Below are 16,640 nucleotides of genomic sequence, written 5' to 3' on the forward strand. Positions count from 1 at the left end.
GTGGATTTGTATCAACCGCAGCGACGGACAGCCAGCAGGGCATACGTACGGGCGGCGTGCAGTACGTCGGCCAGCACCACGTGCTCGTCGGCCGCATGGGCGTACCTGACGTCACCCGGCCCGTACTGGAGCGTGGGGATGCCCGCTGCGGCGTACTGCCGGAGATCGGATCCGTACGGCGCTCCCTTGACCGCGGGGGCCGCTCCGCCCGCGTCAGACGCTGCTGCGACCGTGTCCGCGAGCAGCGGGTCGCCCTCAGGCAGCAGACCCGACGCGAACTCGCCGCCCGGCCAGCTGACCGTGACCGGATGGTCGCGCAGCCACTCGTCCTTCGCGCACGCCTCCGCGACCGCGTCCTCGAAGGCGGTCCGCGCGTCCGCGACGGCCTCGCCGAGACGTACGCCGTACCGACCCTCGGCGATCAGGCGGTCGGGCACGGTGCTCGCCCAGTCGCCGGCCGCGACGGTGCCGACGGACAGCGGGTTGGCGAGGTCGAGGTGGGCGAGCAGCGGGTGCGGGTTCCGGTTGCGCTCGCGTTCGAGCTCCTGCAGCGCGGTCTGGATGACGGTGAACTTCTCGATCGCGCTCACCCCGTGGCTCCGGGTCGAGCCGTGCGTGGCGAGCCCGGGCACCTCCAGGCGGAAGGTCAGCGAGCCCGCGTTGGCCGGGATCACCGTCCCGGCGGTCGGCTCCGCGATCAGGCACGCCTCGCCGCGATGACCGCGGCGCAACGTCGCGAACGCGCCGACGCCACCGTCCTCCTCGCCGATCACGGTGTGCACCGCGAGCGGCTTGCGCAGCGTGATGCCCGCGGCAACGACGGCCGCCACCGCACCGAGTACCGCGGCGACACCGCCCTTCATGTCACAGGTCCCACGCCCCCACATCACGCCGTCCTCGATCCGCGCGTCGAACACCTCACCCGGCACCACGTCCACATGCCCGTTGAGAATCAGCCCCGGCGTACGGTCGCCGCCCAGGATGCCGACGCAGCCCCAGGCCTCGGTCCGCTCGACCTCCATACCCGGGAACTGCGGATCCGCCGTCAGCTCCGGCAGCTCGAGCCGCCAGTGGTCGACGGTGAGCCCCAGCTCCGCCAGCCGCCCGGCACACCATGCCTGGACGTCGACCTCCGCCGCGGTCCCGTCCACACTCGGAATCCGCACCAGCTCCCGCAGTTCGCCGATGATCCGGTCCTCGTCGATCGCGGCCAGAACGGCCTGCTCAGTCTCGTAAGTCACGGCACTGGAATACCACCAATCGGCCGACAAAGTCTGACCGTTCAGCCGACAGACCGCGCGGTGCGGCGCTGGCAGCCTTTCGGGCAGACGGCCCACTCGGGGCCTGGGGGAAAGGGAAACCGCCATGCACCGCAAGAAGAAGATCCTCATCGCCGGCACCGCGATCGTCGCCATCGGCGCCGGTACGGCGTTCGCCTACTGGAGCACCACCGGGACCGGCAGCGGCTCCGGCAGCACGTCGGCCGGCGCGAGCAGCCTCGCGATCGCGCAGACCAGCACCATCTCGAACATGTACCCCGGTGACAGCGCCCAGACCATCAGCGGCACCGTCACGAACAACGCGTCCAACAGCGCGTACGTCAACACTGTGACCGTGAGCATCGCCTCGGTGACCGCGACCGGCACCTGTGACGCCTCTGACTACACGCTGGCCAGCCCGGTCATGACCGTGGGCCAGGACGTCGCCGCGGGCTCCACCGTGTCGTTCACCGGCGCGACGATCAAGTTCAACAACAAGGCCACCAACCAGGACGGCTGCAAGGGCGCGACGGTCAACCTGGCCTACGCCAGCAACTAGTACGTCACCGTGGTTTCCCAGGCCTGGGCGAGGCGCACGCCTCGTCCGGGCCGGGACCGCACCAGTTCTTGGGGGAGTGAGATGCAAGGCACGCGAAAGGCCCGCCACCGGTTGATCAGGTTCCTGATCGTCGGCGTGTGCCTGCTGCTCGCCGCAGCCGGCCTGGCGTACGCCGCGCAGCCGACCAAGCCCGGCATCACGCTGGGTATCACACCGACCAGCCAGTCGGTGACGCGCGGCCAGACCGCGACGTACACGATCAGCGTGACCTCGACCGGCGGCTTCACCGGCGCGGTCGCGCTCAGCGCCACCGGCGTACCCGCGAATGCGTCAGCGTCCTTCAGCCCGGCCTCGATGACACTCACGTCCGGCGGTACGGCGAGCACGACGCTGACGGTGAGCACCACATCCGGCACTCCGACCGGGTCGGCCACGCTCACCGTGCAGGGCACCGGCACGAAGGTCAGCGGCACCATCACCGCCGGCCTCACCGTCAACGCCCCGCTGTCCAGCGCTGTCGCGTTGACCGTGACCCCGGCCTCCGTCACCCTGGCGCCCGGGTCGACCGCCGTGTTCACCGCGCAACTGACCCGCACGAACTTCCCCGGCGCAGTCACCTTCGAGACCGCCGGCGGCCTGCCGTCCGGGGCGACCGCGACCTTCACGCCGAACCCGACGACCGGCAACTCCTCGACACTCCAGGTCACCACGCCCGCGACCGCCGACGACGGCACCTTCACGCTCTACCTGGTCGCCTCCGGCAAGAACCCGGCCGGCGTCACCCAGTACGCCTACGCGACCGTCCAACTGGTCCTGGCCACCACAGGCAAGCCTTTCGCGATCAGCGGCGACCTGTCCGGCACCCTCGCACCCGGCATTTCACGCCCGCTCGACCTGACACTCACCAACCCGAACAAGAAACCCATCTCCGTGACGAACCTGACCGTCACCGTCCAGTCCGTCACCCGGACGTCGTACGCGACCACCCATAACCTGCCGTGCGCCCCGGCCGACTACAAGGTCACGCACTACGGCGGCACGTATCCGCTGACCGTGCCCGGCAGCGGCAACGCGTCGTTGTCCGGCCTCGGCATCGCACAGTCGGCCTGGCCACAGGTCACCATGCTCGACACCGCGACGAACCAGGACGGCTGCAAGGGCGCCACCATCACACTCGCCTACGCCGGATCTGGACAGGGGAGCTGATCATGACTCGACGCATGATGCTCATGCTCGGCCTCGTTGCCCTCGTGATGACCGGGGGAGGGCTCGCCTGGGGATTCTGGAGCGCGGCCGGCGCTGGTACCGGATCCGCGGCCACCGGAACACTCGCCGCGCCAACGCCCGTGACCGCCTCCGCACCACCGGGCGGCGGAACGGTCAACGTTGCCTGGACAGCCTCAGCCCGCGCCACGGGCTACGTGGTGACCCGGGTCCTCAACAGCGACGGTACGACGACAGCCGCCTGCGGTACGACGCAAGCGTCGCCGACGTCCGCCACTTCGTGCGATGACTTGAGCGTCGCGGACGGGACGTATCACTACATCGTCACCGCACTCTCCGCCAGCTGGACCGCATCGGCCTCCAGCACCAACGTGACAGTGCACAACTCCCGCCCGTCCCTGACAGTCGACCAGGCCGCCGGCCAGGCCGATCCGGCCGCTTCGTCGCCCGTCAACTTCACCGCGGTCTTCAGTGAGGCGGTGACTGACTTCACCAGTTCCGACGTCACGGTAGTTCCCGCCACTGCAAGCGTCGTGGTGACCGGTAGCGGTACGACGTACAACCTCGCCGTCAGCGGACTCACCAGCAGCAGCTCGGTCACTGTGTCGATCGCGGCGAACACTGTGCACGACTCGTTCGGGGCGGGGAACACCGCATCGACGAGCACCGACAACACCGTGACCTACGACGCGACCGGTCCGACCGCATCGGCTCCGACGGCCACGTCTTCCCTCGCCTCCGGCAGCTTCGTCGGCAACGCGACGGTTACCCTGACGGACTCGGCTACCGACGATCTGACCGGAGTTGCATCGGTCGCCTACTACCGCTGCGCCGGTGCGACTGGCAGCTGCACCGCTGCGAGCTGGACGGCGATCGGAGCGTCCACCTCTTCGGCCACCAACTTCGCTGTCACCACAGGCGCGCCCTTCGCCGCAGACGGCTCCTACCGGATCGTGGCGGTCGCCACCGATGCCGCCGGCAACACGGGCGGCCCGGGCGCGGCCACGGTGGTCACGGTGGACACCACGCCGCCGACCGTCGCCCGACCGACAGTGAACGGACACCAGTGATGAGCATCAAACGTACCTGCCTGATGGCTTTCGTCGCCGTACTGGTCGCCGTCGGCATCGCCGAGGCACCGGCAGCCTTCGCAGCCCCGGTTTCGAACGTCACCTTCACGACGACGAACCCGGTCAAGGAAACGACCGCCGACTGGAGCGTCAGGTTCACGCCCAGCAATGGCGCGGGCGGTGAGCTGAAGGCCGCGGACAAGATCACGGTGACCTTCAACTCCTCCTTCGACGTGCCCAGCAGCCCGGTCGTGACACCCGTCAGCGGATTCACCGGCAACTGCACGGCTACTGCCTCCGCAAGTGGCAGTGTCGTGACGATCACCCTGGCCGGCAGCACCTGTGACCTGAAGAACGCGGCCGGTACGCTGACGATCGCGGGCATCACGAACCCGGCCGCCGGGAGCTACGCCGCGAACACCTTCTCCGTCTCGACCACGAAGGACAGCGCGGCCTCACCAACCAGTCCGGTCGTGATCACCGGTGGCAAGCTCGCGTTCGTCCAGGGCCCGACCGACGGCTTCGCTGGTACCGCGTTGTCCCCGGCGGTCACCGTCCAGGTGCAGGACCAGGCCGGCAACGCCGCGTTCGCCTCCGGAGTCACTGTCACGCTGACACCGTCCGCCGGCACGATCGACTCGGGTGCCACCGCGACCACCAACAGCTCGGGCCGAGCCACCTTCAGCACCGTGACCATCAACTCCACAGCTCTGGGTCTCACACTGACCGCGTCCGCCACCGGACTGACCTCGACAGCCGCGTCGGCGTCTTTCAACATCACCGTCGCGGTCACCAGCGGAGCCACTCTCACCGACACGACCTCCGACGGCGCCGGCTCCGGTGTGAAGTCGGTCGCGTACTACTACTGCACCGGCTACTCCGGATCCTGCACGAACGGGACCGCCATCGGATCCTCCGCCAACGCAGCCACCAGCTACTCGGTCACCTGGACGGCAACCCCGGCCGCCGGCGCCTACCGGGTTGTTGCTGTTAGCACCGACAACGTCAGCAACGTCAGTCAGCCCAGCGGTTCTACCCCGGTCACTGTCGTCAACTAGGCCCGTCCTCTGCAGCTCGACAGTACGTATATGGCCACTGCCGCGAGATCCAGCCGTTCGCCAGGCTCCCGGCCCGGTGTAGTACGTGTATACGTACTGTCCAGCTGCAGATACCTAGGCGCCTAGCAGGTCCAAAATGCGCCGGCCGCCGTGGTTGACCATCTCCTGGGCGTATGTCGGTCGGTCGTGGACGAACTCTGCGACGCTGGCGAATGCTGCGGCTGCACACACGGCGGTCGTGGCGTGGCCGTTGGCTTGTAGTGCTGCTTCCAGGAACAGCTCGTCGACGCCGTCCGCAGCGCCGTCGCGGGCGGCGGAGGCGGCCAGGGACACCAGGTCGTAGGCGCGTGCTCCGCCGCCGGCGGCCTCGATGTCGATGATGCCGGTGATCCGGCCGTCGGCCGCCAGGAGGTTGCCCATGTTCAGGTCGCCGTGCACGAAGTCGTGGTGCGCCAACTCCTCAGCCCGGTACGGCGCGCACAACGCGCCGTACCGTTGCAGCAACTCCGTGGCCTCGTCGTCGTACCCGGCCACGCGTTCCCACACTCCGTCCCAGCCGTCGAAGACGACGCCGTGGGACCAGCCTGACCAGGTGACGTCGTGGTCCTCGGGGAGCAGGTCGCGCTGGAGCTCGCAGATCTCGATCACCTGTTGCGCCAGGGCAGCATCCAGCGTCGGTGCCGAGCCCGGCACGAACTCCTGCAACTGGTACGGCGATCCGGCCGCGGTTGTGCCGACGGCCAGCCACGCGGGCGTGGGATAGCCGACGGCACGTGCCCGGCGGACGAGCTCGGCGGCCTTCTGTACCCGCGGTGCCCAGGCCGGGTTGCCGGTCCACTTGAGGACGACGCCGTCGGTCAGCTCGTACGCCGTCGACTGCAGACCACCGGTCAGTTGCCGCACGACCCGATAACTGGTGCCCAGGGCAACATTCAGCTCGGCGACAACCGACGCGGTGGTGTCCATCAGGGGGTCAACCGGTGCAGGTCGCGCGGGAACAGCGTGACCTCACGGATGTTCTCCGCCCCGGTCAGCCGGGCCACGAACCGCTCCAGCCCGATCGCGAACCCGCCGTGCGGCGGCATTCCGTGCTTGAACGCCTGCAGGTACGAGCTGTACGCCGGGGCGTCCGCCGACTCATCCTGCGCTGCCAGGGCCGCGACGTAGTCGGAGTACCGGTGCAGACGCTGGCCTCCGGTGACCAGCTCGACCCCGCGGAACAGCAGGTCGAACGAGTTCGACCAGCGCGGGTCCGACGGCTGCGGATGCGTGTAGAACGGGCGCTTCACCATCGGGTAGCCCTCGACCGCGACGAAGTCGCTGCCGTGCTCGCGCAACGCCCACTCGCCGACCGCACGCTCGTCCGCGGGTGCCAGGTCCGGCTCGTCCGGGTCCGCGCCGGCGATCTTCAGCGCCTCGCTGAAGTGCACCACCGGTACGTCGACCGGGATCTCCGGCACCGTCACGCCGAGCCGCTCCAGCGCGCCGCCCGCCCGCGAACCCACCGTCGCCAACATCTCCGAGATCACGGAACGCAGGACGGCGAGGACGTCGCGGTGGTCGGTGATGAACCCGAACTCCGCGTCCAGCGAGACGTACTCGGCGAGGTGCCGGACGGTGTCGTGCGGCTCGGCCCGGAACACCGGGCCGACCTCGAAGACCCGCTCGAACACGCCGACCATCGTCTGCTTGTAGAACTGCGGCGACTGCGCCAGATACGCCGGCCGGCCGAAGTAGTCCAGCTCGAACACGTTCGCGCCGGACTCGGTGGCCGCACCGACGATCTTCGGCGTCTGGATCTCCGTGAAGCCCTGCCCGTCCAGCGCGGACCGGAAACCGTGGATCGCGGCCGCCGCCACTTCCCACCCGGCCCGCACCGCCGGATGCCGCAGCGCGACCGGTGCGTTGTCGAGTACGACGGGCAGCCCTGCCCCGACCGCCGGACGCCACAGCTCGATCGGCGGCGTCGCGGCCGGCTCGGTCAGCGGCTCGATCACCGGGTCGACGATCTCCGCGCCGCCGGGAGCCTGCGGGTTGGCGGCGACCGTACCGGTCACCTGGACCACGGTCTCCTCACCGAGCTCGTCCAGCTGTGTCTGGGTTTCCTCGGACTTGACGACGATCTGGCTGAGGCCGGACCGGTCGCGCAGGATCAGGAAACTGACGGCGGCGAGCCGTCGTCTTCGGTGCACCCAGCCGGCCACCGTGACGGTCTGGCCCACTGCTGAGGGGATCTCATGGCTGAGAATTCGCATTGCTGTTTTCACCTCCAGGTCTTCATCCGAACCCCGGAGGTGTGGGCGAAGGGGAATCTCGCGGTGCCACCACACCTTCACCGAGCCCTGTCAGGTGACAACGGCCCGGCCTCTTGCACAACAGTCGCTCAGGAGTGTCTTCGCCACCGCTCCACGCATCGCCTTCACAGCTACCGGCGACTCTCTCGGACGTGGGGTACGGCGCTACTCGGTTCCCTCAACGCGAACAGGACCAGGATAGGCGACCCGGCAACCGGATTTCACCGCCGCGTCGTCGCCGGCGGGATCTGGGCCGTGTCGGTGTCCTCGCGACCGCCGACGCGAGCGTGGACGGTGAAGGCGTTGCTGGAGCCGTTGCCGGGCAGCCACGCGTTCCACTCCGAGTTCAGCGGCTTCTTGTAGCTGTTCGTCGTACAGGTGGCGCGACGGATGTCACTGGTCCGCTCACAGGTCCAGCCGAGGTCGAACGACGGCAGGAAGGTCAGATTGCGTCCCCACGAGATATCGAGGGTCACCTTGCGGCCCTGCGCGCCGTTCACCTTCAGGAACCGGTTGTAGACGAACGGGTTCGGGTCGTCGTGCGGCGTCGGCGTCAGGATCTGCAGCAGCGACTCGTCCTGTTGCAGCGCGGGCAGCACCTCGGAGTCGGTGTCGCTGACCAGATCGGCCGTCGCGGCCACCGTGAACGTCCGCGCCGCGTCGGACGAATTGTCCGGTACCTCGAAGTCGGCCGGCAGCGCAGCGGGTCGCGCCGGGTTCAGCGCCGTACACGTCGCGGTCTTCTGCGAGCAGGTCCAGCCGGCCGGCTTCGCGGCGATCGGCCATTCGAGGGCGCTGCCGTAGCTCAGTTTCAGCGTCACCTTCGACCGGCCGGTGCGCGGGGCAACGGTCAGGATCCGGTGGTGGACGTCCGGGTCGGCGCGGCCGTCGAGGATCTTCAGCAGGTTCTCGTCGGTGCTGGGCTTGGCCTGCACCGTGGCCGAGTCGTCGTCGTACAGCCGGCCGGTCTTCGCCGAGACGGTGAACGTCCGGTCCGCGTTCGAACCACCGGTCGGCGCGTCGAACGTGACCGCCAGCGGCTGCGGAGCCGCAGGGTCGTTCGCTGTGCACGAGCCGGACGCCTGGCTGCAGACCCAGCCCGGCGGGTTGGCGCTCAGCGGCCACTCGAGCTCGGCGCCGTACTTGAGGCCGACCACCACCGGATCGGCGTTCCCGGCCGGGGTCTTGATCGTGATCACGAACCGGATCCCGGACGCGTCGGCGCGCGCCGACCGCGGGGTCGCCACCGGGGTCTCCTGCAGCACCGGGCTGCCGCCGCCCTGCGGGATGCTGATCGTCACCAGTCCTTCGTCGAGCACCGGAGTGGTGGGCGTCGGCTTCGGCGGCGTGGGAGTGGTCGGAGGCGGCGTCGGGACCGGCGTGGTCGCGGTCGGAGTCGCGCTGGGCTGGGTCGGCGCGGTGGTCGGTGCCGTGGTCGGGGCCGTCGTCGGCGCGCTCGTGGGAGCCTGCGTCGGCTTGGACGCCGGCGGCTTGGCCGACGGTGGTTTCGCCGTCGGCTTCGGCGGGACCGTCGGGTTCTGGCCGGGTGGCTGGGTCGCCTGGGTCGGGGCCGGCTGGTTGATGGCGGCCGGGGGAGTGTCGTTGCCGGTCAGCGCCATCGCCGCGAGTGCGGCCGCGACGGCGACGACCACCACAGCGCCGGCGCCGACCGCGGTCCGGGTGCTGTTCTCGGTGGCCTTCTTCCAGCCGGTGACGAAGAAGCCGACCAGCCCGACCTTGGCGCCCGAGGCGGCGGCCAGGTAGCCGAGGCCCGCGGTGCCCAGCAGGGCCGGGGCGAGCAGCGCCGGCAGCGCGCTGTTGACCTCGACGAGCTCGAGGTACACCGCGGTGCACTTCGCACACTCGTCGAGGTGCTCGCGGACGTTCCGGTTCTCGCGCTTGGTCAGGCCGCCGCGGACGTACGCGCCGAGGCGCTCGGTCGTCCAGCGGCACCGGTCCCCGCCGACGTCGGCCAGGTGCTGCTGCAGGTACGCCTGCCGCAGACCTTCCCGGGCCCGGTAGGCCAGCGCGGACACGCCGTTCGCGGTCAGGCCGAGCAGGGGAGCGATCGCGGCCGGCTTCTCACCCTCGACCTCGGTGTGCCACAGCACCGCCTGCCAGCGCTCCGGGAGGCTGGCGAACGCCTTGGCCGCCGCACCGCTCTCGAACCCGGTGACGGTCGGGTCGTCGAAGGTCTCCGGCTCCCGCTCGTACGACGCGATGTCGTCGGTGGTCTGCACCCTCTTGCCGGAGCGGATCCGGTCGACGTGCACCCGCCGGACCGTCGTCAGCAGGTACGCGCGGAACGAGACGTCCGGCCCGCCGCCGGCGCGCAGCGCGTCCAGGACCTTCGCGAACGCGTCACTGGCGAGGTCGTCGGCGTCGTTGGCGGGGACCAGCTGGCGGGCCATTCGCTCGGCGGCGTGGTGGTGCCGTGCATACAACTCGCCGTACGCCTCCAGGTCGCCGTTGCGGACGCGCGCGATCAGCTCGGCGTCGCTCGGTGCGTCCGGCGTCTCCATTCAGCTCCCCCGTGGGTTCTCCGACGACTCTCTGTTCGGCAACGTGACCGTGTGTCACTTTTGGTTGCCGAGGACAAGGCTCCCACGTGTGACGGCGGAACGCATCATCTCTGACGCGGAACGGTGCCTCTTTCCTGACGAGATCACCAGCCCGGAAGTTACGCCGAAAAAGTTCTGGAAATCCGCGTCATGAACCGCGACCGGGTCTGTCTCATCGGCGTACGACGCTTCCGGCCGACCGGTCGGGAGACTGACGGGGCTGTTTTTCGAGGAGGGCCATGTCGCTGTTCGCGGACATCCGCAGACGGTTCGACCTGCGTCCGGCCAAGTCCCTGAACCTGGCGGGGTCGCCCGCCCGGACCAAGCCGGAAGCGTCGTCCACCACAAGTTCGGGGGAACCACCGTGCGGGCGGAGGGAACCGCACGGCACAGCTGGTACCGATTGCAGCGCCTATCTCGCGATCGCCGAGGCGCTGCACGACGGTGCCGATGTCGTGCCTGCATCGGACGAGACCGGACGCCGCCTCGCGGCCGATGGAGTCTCGCTGGTGGAGGCACTTGATGGGCTGAGTGCGTTGTACCGCTCGATCGCCGGGGGCGAGCCGGCTTTCGCCGCGGTACGCGCACTCAGTTCCAGCTGGGCCGAGGCCTCCCTTGTCTACCTGCACTCGCTGTCGTGCGAGGACCCGCTGACCGGGCTGTCCAGCCTGGCGCACCTGCGGTCCCGGCTCGGCGAGCTCTACCGAGAGGCGGAATTCCGTGGAACTTCCGTACCGCAAACCCACGCACTGGTGGTTGTCGAACCGCTCACTCCGCCGGGCACGACGCCGTTCGACCGCGAACTCCGCCTCGTCGACGTCGCGGAATGCCTGCGGATCGTGTTCTGCGGCGGTGACGTACTGGGCCGCGTCGGCTCACACCGCGCGGCGGCGCTCGTCGGCCGCGAGCCGAACCTGCCGGACCAGGTCGCGACGGTACGAGCCCTGATCACGCAGTGGCGGCTGGACACCGAAGTACCCCAGCTGGCCCGGATCTGGATCGAGGGCCTGCCGGGTAGCGACGCGATGGCCGGGAGGTTGCTCGACGAGCTGGCCAGAACCTGAGACCTGCGTCCGGACGCCTACAGGGGGGCGGCCGGGCGCATCAATCCGGCGGCGGATCGCCTGACACGGGGTGGGCGATCCGCCGCCTCATGCCTTGAGCAACCTTTCCACGAGCTCGTCGTAGCTCAGTCCGGCGCCCTTCGCGGCGACCGGGACCAGGCTGCCCCGGGTGAGGCCGGGCAGCGCGTTCACCTCGAGGCAGTACGGCGTACCGGCGTCGTCGCAGCGGAAGTCGACGCGGGAGTACGTCGTACCGAACCCGAGGGCCTGATGCGCCCGGACCGCGAGGTCTTGCAGCTCCTCGGCGAAGTCCACCGCGATCTCCGCGGGACAGACCTCGCGCACGGCGCCCGGCTGGTACTTCGCCGCGTAGTCGAAGACCTCCGTGGTCAGCTCGATCTCCACCACGGGCAGCGCAGTCCCACCGATCACGGCGACGGTGAACTCCCGGCCTCCGAGGAACGGCTCGACGATCAGCTCGCCCTCGGCCCGCACGGCATCCAGCGTGTCGACCTTGCGCACGGCCACACTGGAGCCGTCGGCAACTGGCTTGACCACGACCGGTCCGCTCGCCAGCAGCTGTTTGACTCCGACCGGCGGCTCGCGCTGCTCCGACGGGTTGTACAGCACCCGCGCCGGCACCGGGATCCCGGCGGCCTCGAGCACCGCCTGACAACGACCCTTGTGCCAGGCAACGGCACAGACGTCGTGACCCGCACCCGTGAACGGGATGCCCGCCAGCTCCAGCAACGCCTGCACGTGCCCGTCCTCACCCCAGCCGCCGTGCAAAGCGATGAACACCTTGTCGGCGCTCCGCAGTTGCTCCGGTCCAGCCGTGAGTGCGCCGTACATCCGGCGTCGCAGCACAGCGCGGTCCGCCGGCGCCGGAGGCTCCTTGGGCACCGGTACGACGGAATCGCCGGCCGGCACGGGGTCGGCCAGGATCGGCTGCTCCGCGGCCGGATCGATCAGCACCACGTCGTGACCGCGACCGGCGAGCGCCTGAGCCACTGCCCAGCCGGACGACCGCGAGACGTCCCGCTCCGAACTCTCGCCGCCACACAGCACCGCGACTCGCACGTTGCCTCCTCCTTCGTTACTGCTGATAGCTGTCCAGGAACCGGCCGATCCGGCGGATCGCCACCTCCAGGTCGCCCGCCTCGGGAAGCGTGACGATCCGGACGTGGTCCGGCCGCGGCCAGTTGAAGCCGGTGCCCTGGACGATGTGGATCTTCTCCCGCAGCAACAGGTCGAGCACGAACTTCTCGTCGTCGTGGATCGGGTGCACCTGCGGGTCGATCCGCGGGAAGGCGTACAGCCCGCCCTTCGGTTTGACGCAGGACACCCCGGGAAGTTCGTTCAGCGTCTCCCAGGCCGTGGTGCGCTGGGCCTCGAGCCGGCCGCCAGGGCGGATCAGCTCGTCCAGCGTGTGGTCGGTCAGCGCGGCCTCGATGACGTGCTGGGCGAGCGCGTTCGGGCACAGCCGCATCCCGGCCAGCATGGTCAGGCCCTCGAGGTAGTTGCGGGCCGCCGCGCGCGGACCGGAGACGACCAGCCAGCCGGCCCGGAAGCCGGCGATCCGGTGACTCTTCGACAGGCCGCCGAACGTCAGGGTCAGAACGTCCGGCGCGAGCGCGCCGAAGTGGTGGTGGGTGGCGCCGTCGTACACGATCCGGTCGTAGATCTCGTCGCTGAACACCATCAGCGAGTGCCGGCGGGCCAGTTCGGCGATCCCGGCGAGAACCTCGGGCGAGTAGACCGCGCCGGTCGGGTTGTTCGGGTTGATCACCACGATCGCCTTGGTGCGGTCGGTGATCTTCGCCTCCAGATCGGCGAGATCGGGCTGCCACTCGGCGGACTCGTCGCACACGTAGTGCACCGGCGTACCGCCCGCGAACCGGGTCACGGCGGTCCACAGCGGATAGTCCGGGCTGGGGATGAGCACCTCGTCGCCGGTGTCGACCAGCGCCTGGATCGCCATCCCGGCCAGCTCGGAGACCCCGTTGCCGAGGTAGACCGCGTGCTCGTCGACGTCGGTGTAGCCGCGCTGGGAGTAGTACGTCGCCAGCGCCTGCCGCGCGGAGCGGATGCCGCGGGCATCGGTGTACCCGTGTGCGGTCGGGAGCCGCGCGACCAGGTCGGCGAGCACCGCCTCGGGGGCCGCGAAGCCGAACGGCGCCGGGTTGCCGATGTTCAGCCGCAGGATGCTGTGCCCGGCGGCCTCCAGGGCGTCGGCCTGCTCGACCACCGGCCCGCGGATCTCGTAACACACGCCGGTCAGCTTGCTGGACTGCCGATACTCCATCGCCCCACCCCTTCGTCGTCTGCGGACGGCATGCTACTTGGTTCTTCCAAGTACATACTTGGCGGGTCCAAGCTAGGCTGTCCACATGCCCCGCCGAAGCTATGCGCAGTACGACGCCGCTGCCCGGTCGCTGGATGTGGTCGGCGAGCGGTGGACGCTGCTGATCGTCCGCGAGCTCGCCTTCGGTCCACGGCGGTACACCGATCTGCACGCCGACCTCCCGGGGATCAGCACCGACGTCCTCGCGGCGCGGTTGAAGGAGCTGGAGGCGGACGGAGTCGTGGAACGGCGGATGTTCGCGCCGTCGGCGCCCGTCCGGGTCTACGACCTGACCGACCGCGGCAGGGAACTCGTACCGGTGGTGATGGCGCTGGCCGCGTGGGGGAGTCCACTGCTGGCCGAGCACCTTTCGACGGACGCTGTGCGCCACCACTGGTACCTGCTGCCGCTGGCCGAGATCCTGCGCCGGGCGGCCGGCGGAGTCGGCGGTGTGGTCGAGCTGCACGTCGAGGGCAGCAACTGCCGGCTGCGGTTCGAGTCCTGGCGCGCAACCGTCGTACCGGACGAGGCGCCCGAGGCGGTTGTCACCGTGTCACAGAAGATCGCCGACGAGCTGCTCGCGGGCCGTCTCGCGTGGGCGGACGCGGTCGCGGACGGGCAGGTCGCCGTCGACGGCTCGTCGGCCGTGGCGACCCAGCTTTCTGTCGGTCGTGCGGCCTAGGCTGGGGGCATGTGCGGTAGGTATGCGTCCAGCCGGGCCCCGTCGGACCTCGTCGAGGAGTTCGAGATCCAGGCGGGCAACGTCCGGGAGTCCGTCGACGAGCTCGGCGAGAACTACAACGTCGCGCCGACCAACCAGGTGATCGCGGTGGTCGAGCGGAAGAACCGCGAGCAGCCCGACGAGACCGTCCGCAAGCTGACCACGGTCAAGTGGGGGCTGGTGCCGTCCTGGGCCAAGGACACCTCGATCGGGAACCGGCTGATCAACGCCCGGATGGAGACCGTCGCGGAGAAGCCGGCCTTCAAGAAGGCGTTCGCCACCCGCCGCTGCATCCTGCCCGCCGACGGGTACTACGAGTGGTACACCGCCGAGGAGAAGCTGAACGGCAAACCGGTCAAGCAGCCGTACTTCATCCACCCGCCGGACGGCAGCATCCTCTCGATGGCCGGGCTGTACGAGATCTGGCGCGACAAGTCGGTCGAGGACCCGGAGTCCGACGATGCGTGGCTGTGGACCTGCACGGTGCTCACCACCTCGGCGACCGACGACCTCGGCCGGATCCACGACCGGATGCCGCTCCTGGTCGAGCGCGAGCGGTACGACGCGTGGCTCGACCCGCTGTCCTCGGACACCGACGACCTGCTGAAGCTGCTCGTCCCGGCGGCCCCCGGCCGGCTGGAGGAGTACGCCGTCTCGAAGGCCGTCGGCTCGGTGAAGAACAACGGCCGCCACCTCCTCGACCCGCTGCCGCCCGACGGTGAGGACCCGCAGGACAGCCCGACCACGCTCTTCTGAGCCGTTCTTCCGGGTTTCGCGCCCCGTGGTTCCCCGGTCCGGGTGACAGGATGGGGCGGGTGACCGACGAACGGATTGTGGGGACGCCGCACGGTGAGGCCCGGATCGTGGCGCACCGCGCCCGGCGGCCGGTGGCGACGCTGGCTCTGGGTCACGGTGCCGGGGCCGGGATCGAGTCGGGGGACCTGGTCGCGCTGGCCGCCCGGCTGCCGAAGCAGGACATCAACGTGTTCCTGATCGAGCAGCCCTGGCGCCGCGCGGGCCGCAAGCTGGCACCGGCGCCGAAGCTCCTCGACGAGGCCTGGATCGCGATCATCGGCCAGCTCCGGGTCCGGACGCCGCTGGTGATCGGCGGCCGGAGCGCCGGCGCGCGGGTCGCCTGCCGGACCGCCGGCAGCCTCGGCGCCTCCGGCGTCCTCGCACTGGCCTTTCCGCTGCACGCGCCGGGGAAACCGGAGAAGTCGCGGGTCGCCGAGCTCCAGTCCGCCGGGCTGCCGACGCTCGTCGTGCAGGGGGAGCGGGACCCGTTCGGCACCCCCGAGGAGTTCCCGCCGCTGACCGAGATGGCCGTGGTCCCGGACGCCGACCACTCGTTCAAGGTGCCGAAACGGGCCGAGCTGGACCAGCAGGAGGCGTACGACGTGCTGGTCGAAGCTGTGTTCGAATGGGTGATCCGCGAGGTCTCCGGCTGAGCCGGTCCGGACGGCGGGAATGCCCCCGCGGCCGGGCGTGTTGTGATGGACATGATGGCGACGAGAGAGGCTCCCGCGCGGAGTACTGGGAAGACCCCGGTATTCTCGATCCCGATGCCGACTCCCACCACGACCGAGACGCCCGAGCAGCGCACCGCGCGGTTCGAGCGTGAAGCGCTGCCCTTCCTGGACCAGATGTACGCCGCGGCGATGCGGATGACCCGTAATCCGTCGGACGCCGAAGACCTGGTGCAGGACACTTTCGCGAAGGCGTACAGCTCGTTCCACCAGTTCACGCCGGGCACCAACCTGAAGGCGTGGCTGTACCGGATCCTGACGAACACGTTCATCAACGGTTACCGGAAGCGGCAGCGCCAGCCGACCCAGTCGCCGACCGAGGAGATCGAGGACTGGCAGCTCACCGCCGCCGAGTCGCACACTCCCGGCGGCCTGAAGTCGGCCGAGGCGGTCGCGCTCGAGCACCTGCCCGACTCCGACATCAAGTCGGCTCTGCAGGCCATCCCGGAGGACTTCCGGCTGGCCGTGTACCTGGCCGATGTCGAGGGCTTTGCCTACAAGGAGATCGCCGAGATCATGGGCACACCGGTCGGCACCGTGATGTCGCGGCTGCACCGCGGCCGGCGCCAGCTGCGTGACCTGCTCGGCGACTACGCCCGGGACCGCGGTCTGATCCCGGCGGAAACCGGCACGGACGCGGCCGGCGCGAGCACCGACCGAGCTGCGGAGAAGGAGGAGTCGTGAGCTGCGGCGAGCCCCACGACGTCGACTGCGGAGAGATCCTGCAACGGGTTTACGTCTTCATCGACAACGAACTCGAGGACGCCAGTTCCGACGAGATCCGCCAGCACCTCGAAGAGTGCGCCCCCTGCCTCGACGAGTACGACCTGGAACGCTGCGTCAAGAAACTGGTCCACCGCTCCTGCGGCTCCGACCACGCCCCCGACGCCCTCCGCCAGAAAATCCTCCTCCGCCTGACCCAAATCCAAGTGGAAACGACCATCACCACCACGGATTGAT

Annotated in this window: 16 protein-coding genes; 10 read left to right on the forward strand and 6 right to left on the reverse strand. The window is 69.7% G+C overall.

The window, feature by feature from the left end; genetic code table 11:
- Window positions 1–11: 11 nt before the first annotated feature.
- Complete coding sequence (locus ACWEOO_RS26530) at window positions 12–1,241, reverse strand: ArgE/DapE family deacylase (RefSeq protein ID WP_452145328.1); 1,230 nt, start codon at window positions 1,239–1,241, stop codon at window positions 12–14.
- A 124-nt stretch (window positions 1,242–1,365) separates the two neighbouring features.
- On the opposite strand from ACWEOO_RS26530, the gene ACWEOO_RS26535 reads away from it, so the two are divergent.
- The 4 genes from ACWEOO_RS26535 to ACWEOO_RS26550 all read left to right on the forward strand — a co-directional run bounded on the left by ACWEOO_RS26535 (window position 1,366) and on the right by ACWEOO_RS26550 (window position 5,170).
- Window positions 1,366–1,818: a hypothetical protein gene (locus tag ACWEOO_RS26535; RefSeq protein ID WP_452145329.1), complete on the forward strand. Its 453-nt coding sequence runs from the start codon at window positions 1,366–1,368 to the stop codon at window positions 1,816–1,818.
- 81 nt (window positions 1,819–1,899) lie between these two features.
- A complete protein-coding gene (locus tag ACWEOO_RS26540) occupies window positions 1,900–3,024 on the forward strand; it encodes a COG1470 family protein (protein ID WP_452145330.1) in 1,125 nt (374 codons plus the stop codon).
- A 2-nt stretch (window positions 3,025–3,026) separates the two neighbouring features.
- Window positions 3,027–4,112: an Ig-like domain-containing protein gene (locus ACWEOO_RS26545; protein ID WP_452145331.1), complete on the forward strand. Its 1,086-nt coding sequence runs from the start codon at window positions 3,027–3,029 to the stop codon at window positions 4,110–4,112.
- The gene (locus ACWEOO_RS26550) at window positions 4,112–5,170 is read left to right on the forward strand and encodes a hypothetical protein (protein WP_452145332.1); all 1,059 of its coding nucleotides are present in this window, start codon (window positions 4,112–4,114) and stop codon (window positions 5,168–5,170) included. Before ACWEOO_RS26545 ends, ACWEOO_RS26550 begins: the two co-directional genes overlap by 1 nt.
- A gap of 114 nt (window positions 5,171–5,284) precedes the next feature.
- Here ACWEOO_RS26550 and ACWEOO_RS26555 read toward each other — a convergent pair whose 3' ends face one another.
- The 3 genes from ACWEOO_RS26555 to ACWEOO_RS26565 all read right to left on the reverse strand — a co-directional run bounded on the left by ACWEOO_RS26555 (window position 5,285) and on the right by ACWEOO_RS26565 (window position 9,986).
- Complete coding sequence (locus ACWEOO_RS26555; RefSeq protein WP_452145333.1) at window positions 5,285–6,136, reverse strand: phosphotransferase family protein; 852 nt, start codon at window positions 6,134–6,136, stop codon at window positions 5,285–5,287.
- Entirely contained in the window at window positions 6,136–7,425 is a 1,290-nt protein-coding gene (aspS, locus tag ACWEOO_RS26560) for an aspartate--tRNA(Asn) ligase (RefSeq protein ID WP_452145334.1), read from the reverse strand. Before aspS ends, ACWEOO_RS26555 begins: the two co-directional genes overlap by 1 nt.
- A 260-nt stretch (window positions 7,426–7,685) precedes the next feature.
- Window positions 7,686–9,986, reverse strand: coding sequence for a sigma-70 family RNA polymerase sigma factor (locus ACWEOO_RS26565; protein ID WP_452145335.1), 2,301 nt, complete (start codon window positions 9,984–9,986; stop codon window positions 7,686–7,688).
- 278 nt (window positions 9,987–10,264) lie between these two features.
- Here ACWEOO_RS26565 and ACWEOO_RS26570 point away from each other — a divergent pair, with 278 nt between their 5' ends.
- Window positions 10,265–11,089: a hypothetical protein gene (locus ACWEOO_RS26570; RefSeq protein WP_452145336.1), complete on the forward strand. Its 825-nt coding sequence runs from the start codon at window positions 10,265–10,267 to the stop codon at window positions 11,087–11,089.
- An 87-nt stretch (window positions 11,090–11,176) separates the two neighbouring features.
- Here the strand turns inward: ACWEOO_RS26570 and ACWEOO_RS26575 are convergent, their stop codons facing one another.
- Together ACWEOO_RS26575 and ACWEOO_RS26580 are read right to left on the reverse strand one after the other, a co-directional pair.
- Window positions 11,177–12,169, reverse strand: a complete 993-nt coding sequence (locus ACWEOO_RS26575) for a D-alanine--D-alanine ligase family protein (protein ID WP_452145337.1) — start codon at window positions 12,167–12,169, stop codon at window positions 11,177–11,179.
- Window positions 12,170–12,185: 16 nt separating this feature from the next.
- Complete coding sequence (locus tag ACWEOO_RS26580; RefSeq protein ID WP_452145338.1) at window positions 12,186–13,394, reverse strand: pyridoxal phosphate-dependent aminotransferase; 1,209 nt, start codon at window positions 13,392–13,394, stop codon at window positions 12,186–12,188.
- A gap of 85 nt (window positions 13,395–13,479) precedes the next feature.
- Between ACWEOO_RS26580 and ACWEOO_RS26585 the strand changes: the two genes are divergently transcribed.
- From ACWEOO_RS26585 to rsrA, 5 genes are all read left to right on the forward strand, one after another.
- Window positions 13,480–14,115 (forward strand): winged helix-turn-helix transcriptional regulator, encoded by a 636-nt coding sequence (locus ACWEOO_RS26585; protein ID WP_452145339.1) that lies wholly within the window; start codon window positions 13,480–13,482, stop codon window positions 14,113–14,115.
- Between the two features lie 9 nt (window positions 14,116–14,124).
- Entirely contained in the window at window positions 14,125–14,910 is a 786-nt protein-coding gene (locus tag ACWEOO_RS26590) for an SOS response-associated peptidase (protein ID WP_452145340.1), read from the forward strand.
- Between the two features lie 50 nt (window positions 14,911–14,960).
- Window positions 14,961–15,602: an alpha/beta hydrolase family protein gene (locus ACWEOO_RS26595; protein WP_359925282.1), complete on the forward strand. Its 642-nt coding sequence runs from the start codon at window positions 14,961–14,963 to the stop codon at window positions 15,600–15,602.
- A gap of 114 nt (window positions 15,603–15,716) precedes the next feature.
- Complete coding sequence (locus ACWEOO_RS26600; RefSeq protein ID WP_355476192.1) at window positions 15,717–16,364, forward strand: sigma-70 family RNA polymerase sigma factor; 648 nt, start codon at window positions 15,717–15,719, stop codon at window positions 16,362–16,364.
- Complete coding sequence (gene rsrA / locus ACWEOO_RS26605) at window positions 16,361–16,639, forward strand: mycothiol system anti-sigma-R factor (protein ID WP_355476190.1); 279 nt, start codon at window positions 16,361–16,363, stop codon at window positions 16,637–16,639. The genes ACWEOO_RS26600 and rsrA overlap by 4 nt, the downstream gene beginning before the upstream one ends.
- Window position 16,640 lies beyond the last annotated feature (1 nt).

It is taken from the genome of Kribbella sp. NPDC004138, assembly GCF_053603655.1.

Excerpts from the sequence above, each read along its gene's own strand:
- ACWEOO_RS26535 (WP_452145329.1), top strand. The coding sequence starts at position 1,366 with ATGCACCGCAAGAAGAAGATCCTCATCGCCGGCACCGCGATCGTCGCC.
- ACWEOO_RS26540 (WP_452145330.1), top strand. The coding sequence starts at position 1,900 with ATGCAAGGCACGCGAAAGGCCCGCCACCGGTTGATCAGGTTCCTGATC.
- ACWEOO_RS26545 (WP_452145331.1), top strand. The coding sequence starts at position 3,027 with ATGACTCGACGCATGATGCTCATGCTCGGCCTCGTTGCCCTCGTGATG.
- ACWEOO_RS26550 (WP_452145332.1), top strand. The coding sequence starts at position 4,112 with ATGAGCATCAAACGTACCTGCCTGATGGCTTTCGTCGCCGTACTGGTC.
- ACWEOO_RS26555 (WP_452145333.1), bottom strand. The coding sequence starts at position 6,136 with ATGGACACCACCGCGTCGGTTGTCGCCGAGCTGAATGTTGCCCTGGGC.
- aspS (WP_452145334.1), bottom strand. The coding sequence starts at position 7,425 with ATGCGAATTCTCAGCCATGAGATCCCCTCAGCAGTGGGCCAGACCGTC.
- ACWEOO_RS26565 (WP_452145335.1), bottom strand. The coding sequence starts at position 9,986 with ATGGAGACGCCGGACGCACCGAGCGACGCCGAGCTGATCGCGCGCGTC.
- ACWEOO_RS26570 (WP_452145336.1), top strand. The coding sequence starts at position 10,265 with ATGTCGCTGTTCGCGGACATCCGCAGACGGTTCGACCTGCGTCCGGCC.
- ACWEOO_RS26580 (WP_452145338.1), bottom strand. The coding sequence starts at position 13,394 with ATGGAGTATCGGCAGTCCAGCAAGCTGACCGGCGTGTGTTACGAGATC.
- ACWEOO_RS26585 (WP_452145339.1), top strand. The coding sequence starts at position 13,480 with ATGCCCCGCCGAAGCTATGCGCAGTACGACGCCGCTGCCCGGTCGCTG.
- ACWEOO_RS26590 (WP_452145340.1), top strand. The coding sequence starts at position 14,125 with ATGTGCGGTAGGTATGCGTCCAGCCGGGCCCCGTCGGACCTCGTCGAG.
- ACWEOO_RS26595 (WP_359925282.1), top strand. The coding sequence starts at position 14,961 with ATGGGGCGGGTGACCGACGAACGGATTGTGGGGACGCCGCACGGTGAG.
- ACWEOO_RS26600 (WP_355476192.1), top strand. The coding sequence starts at position 15,717 with ATGCCGACTCCCACCACGACCGAGACGCCCGAGCAGCGCACCGCGCGG.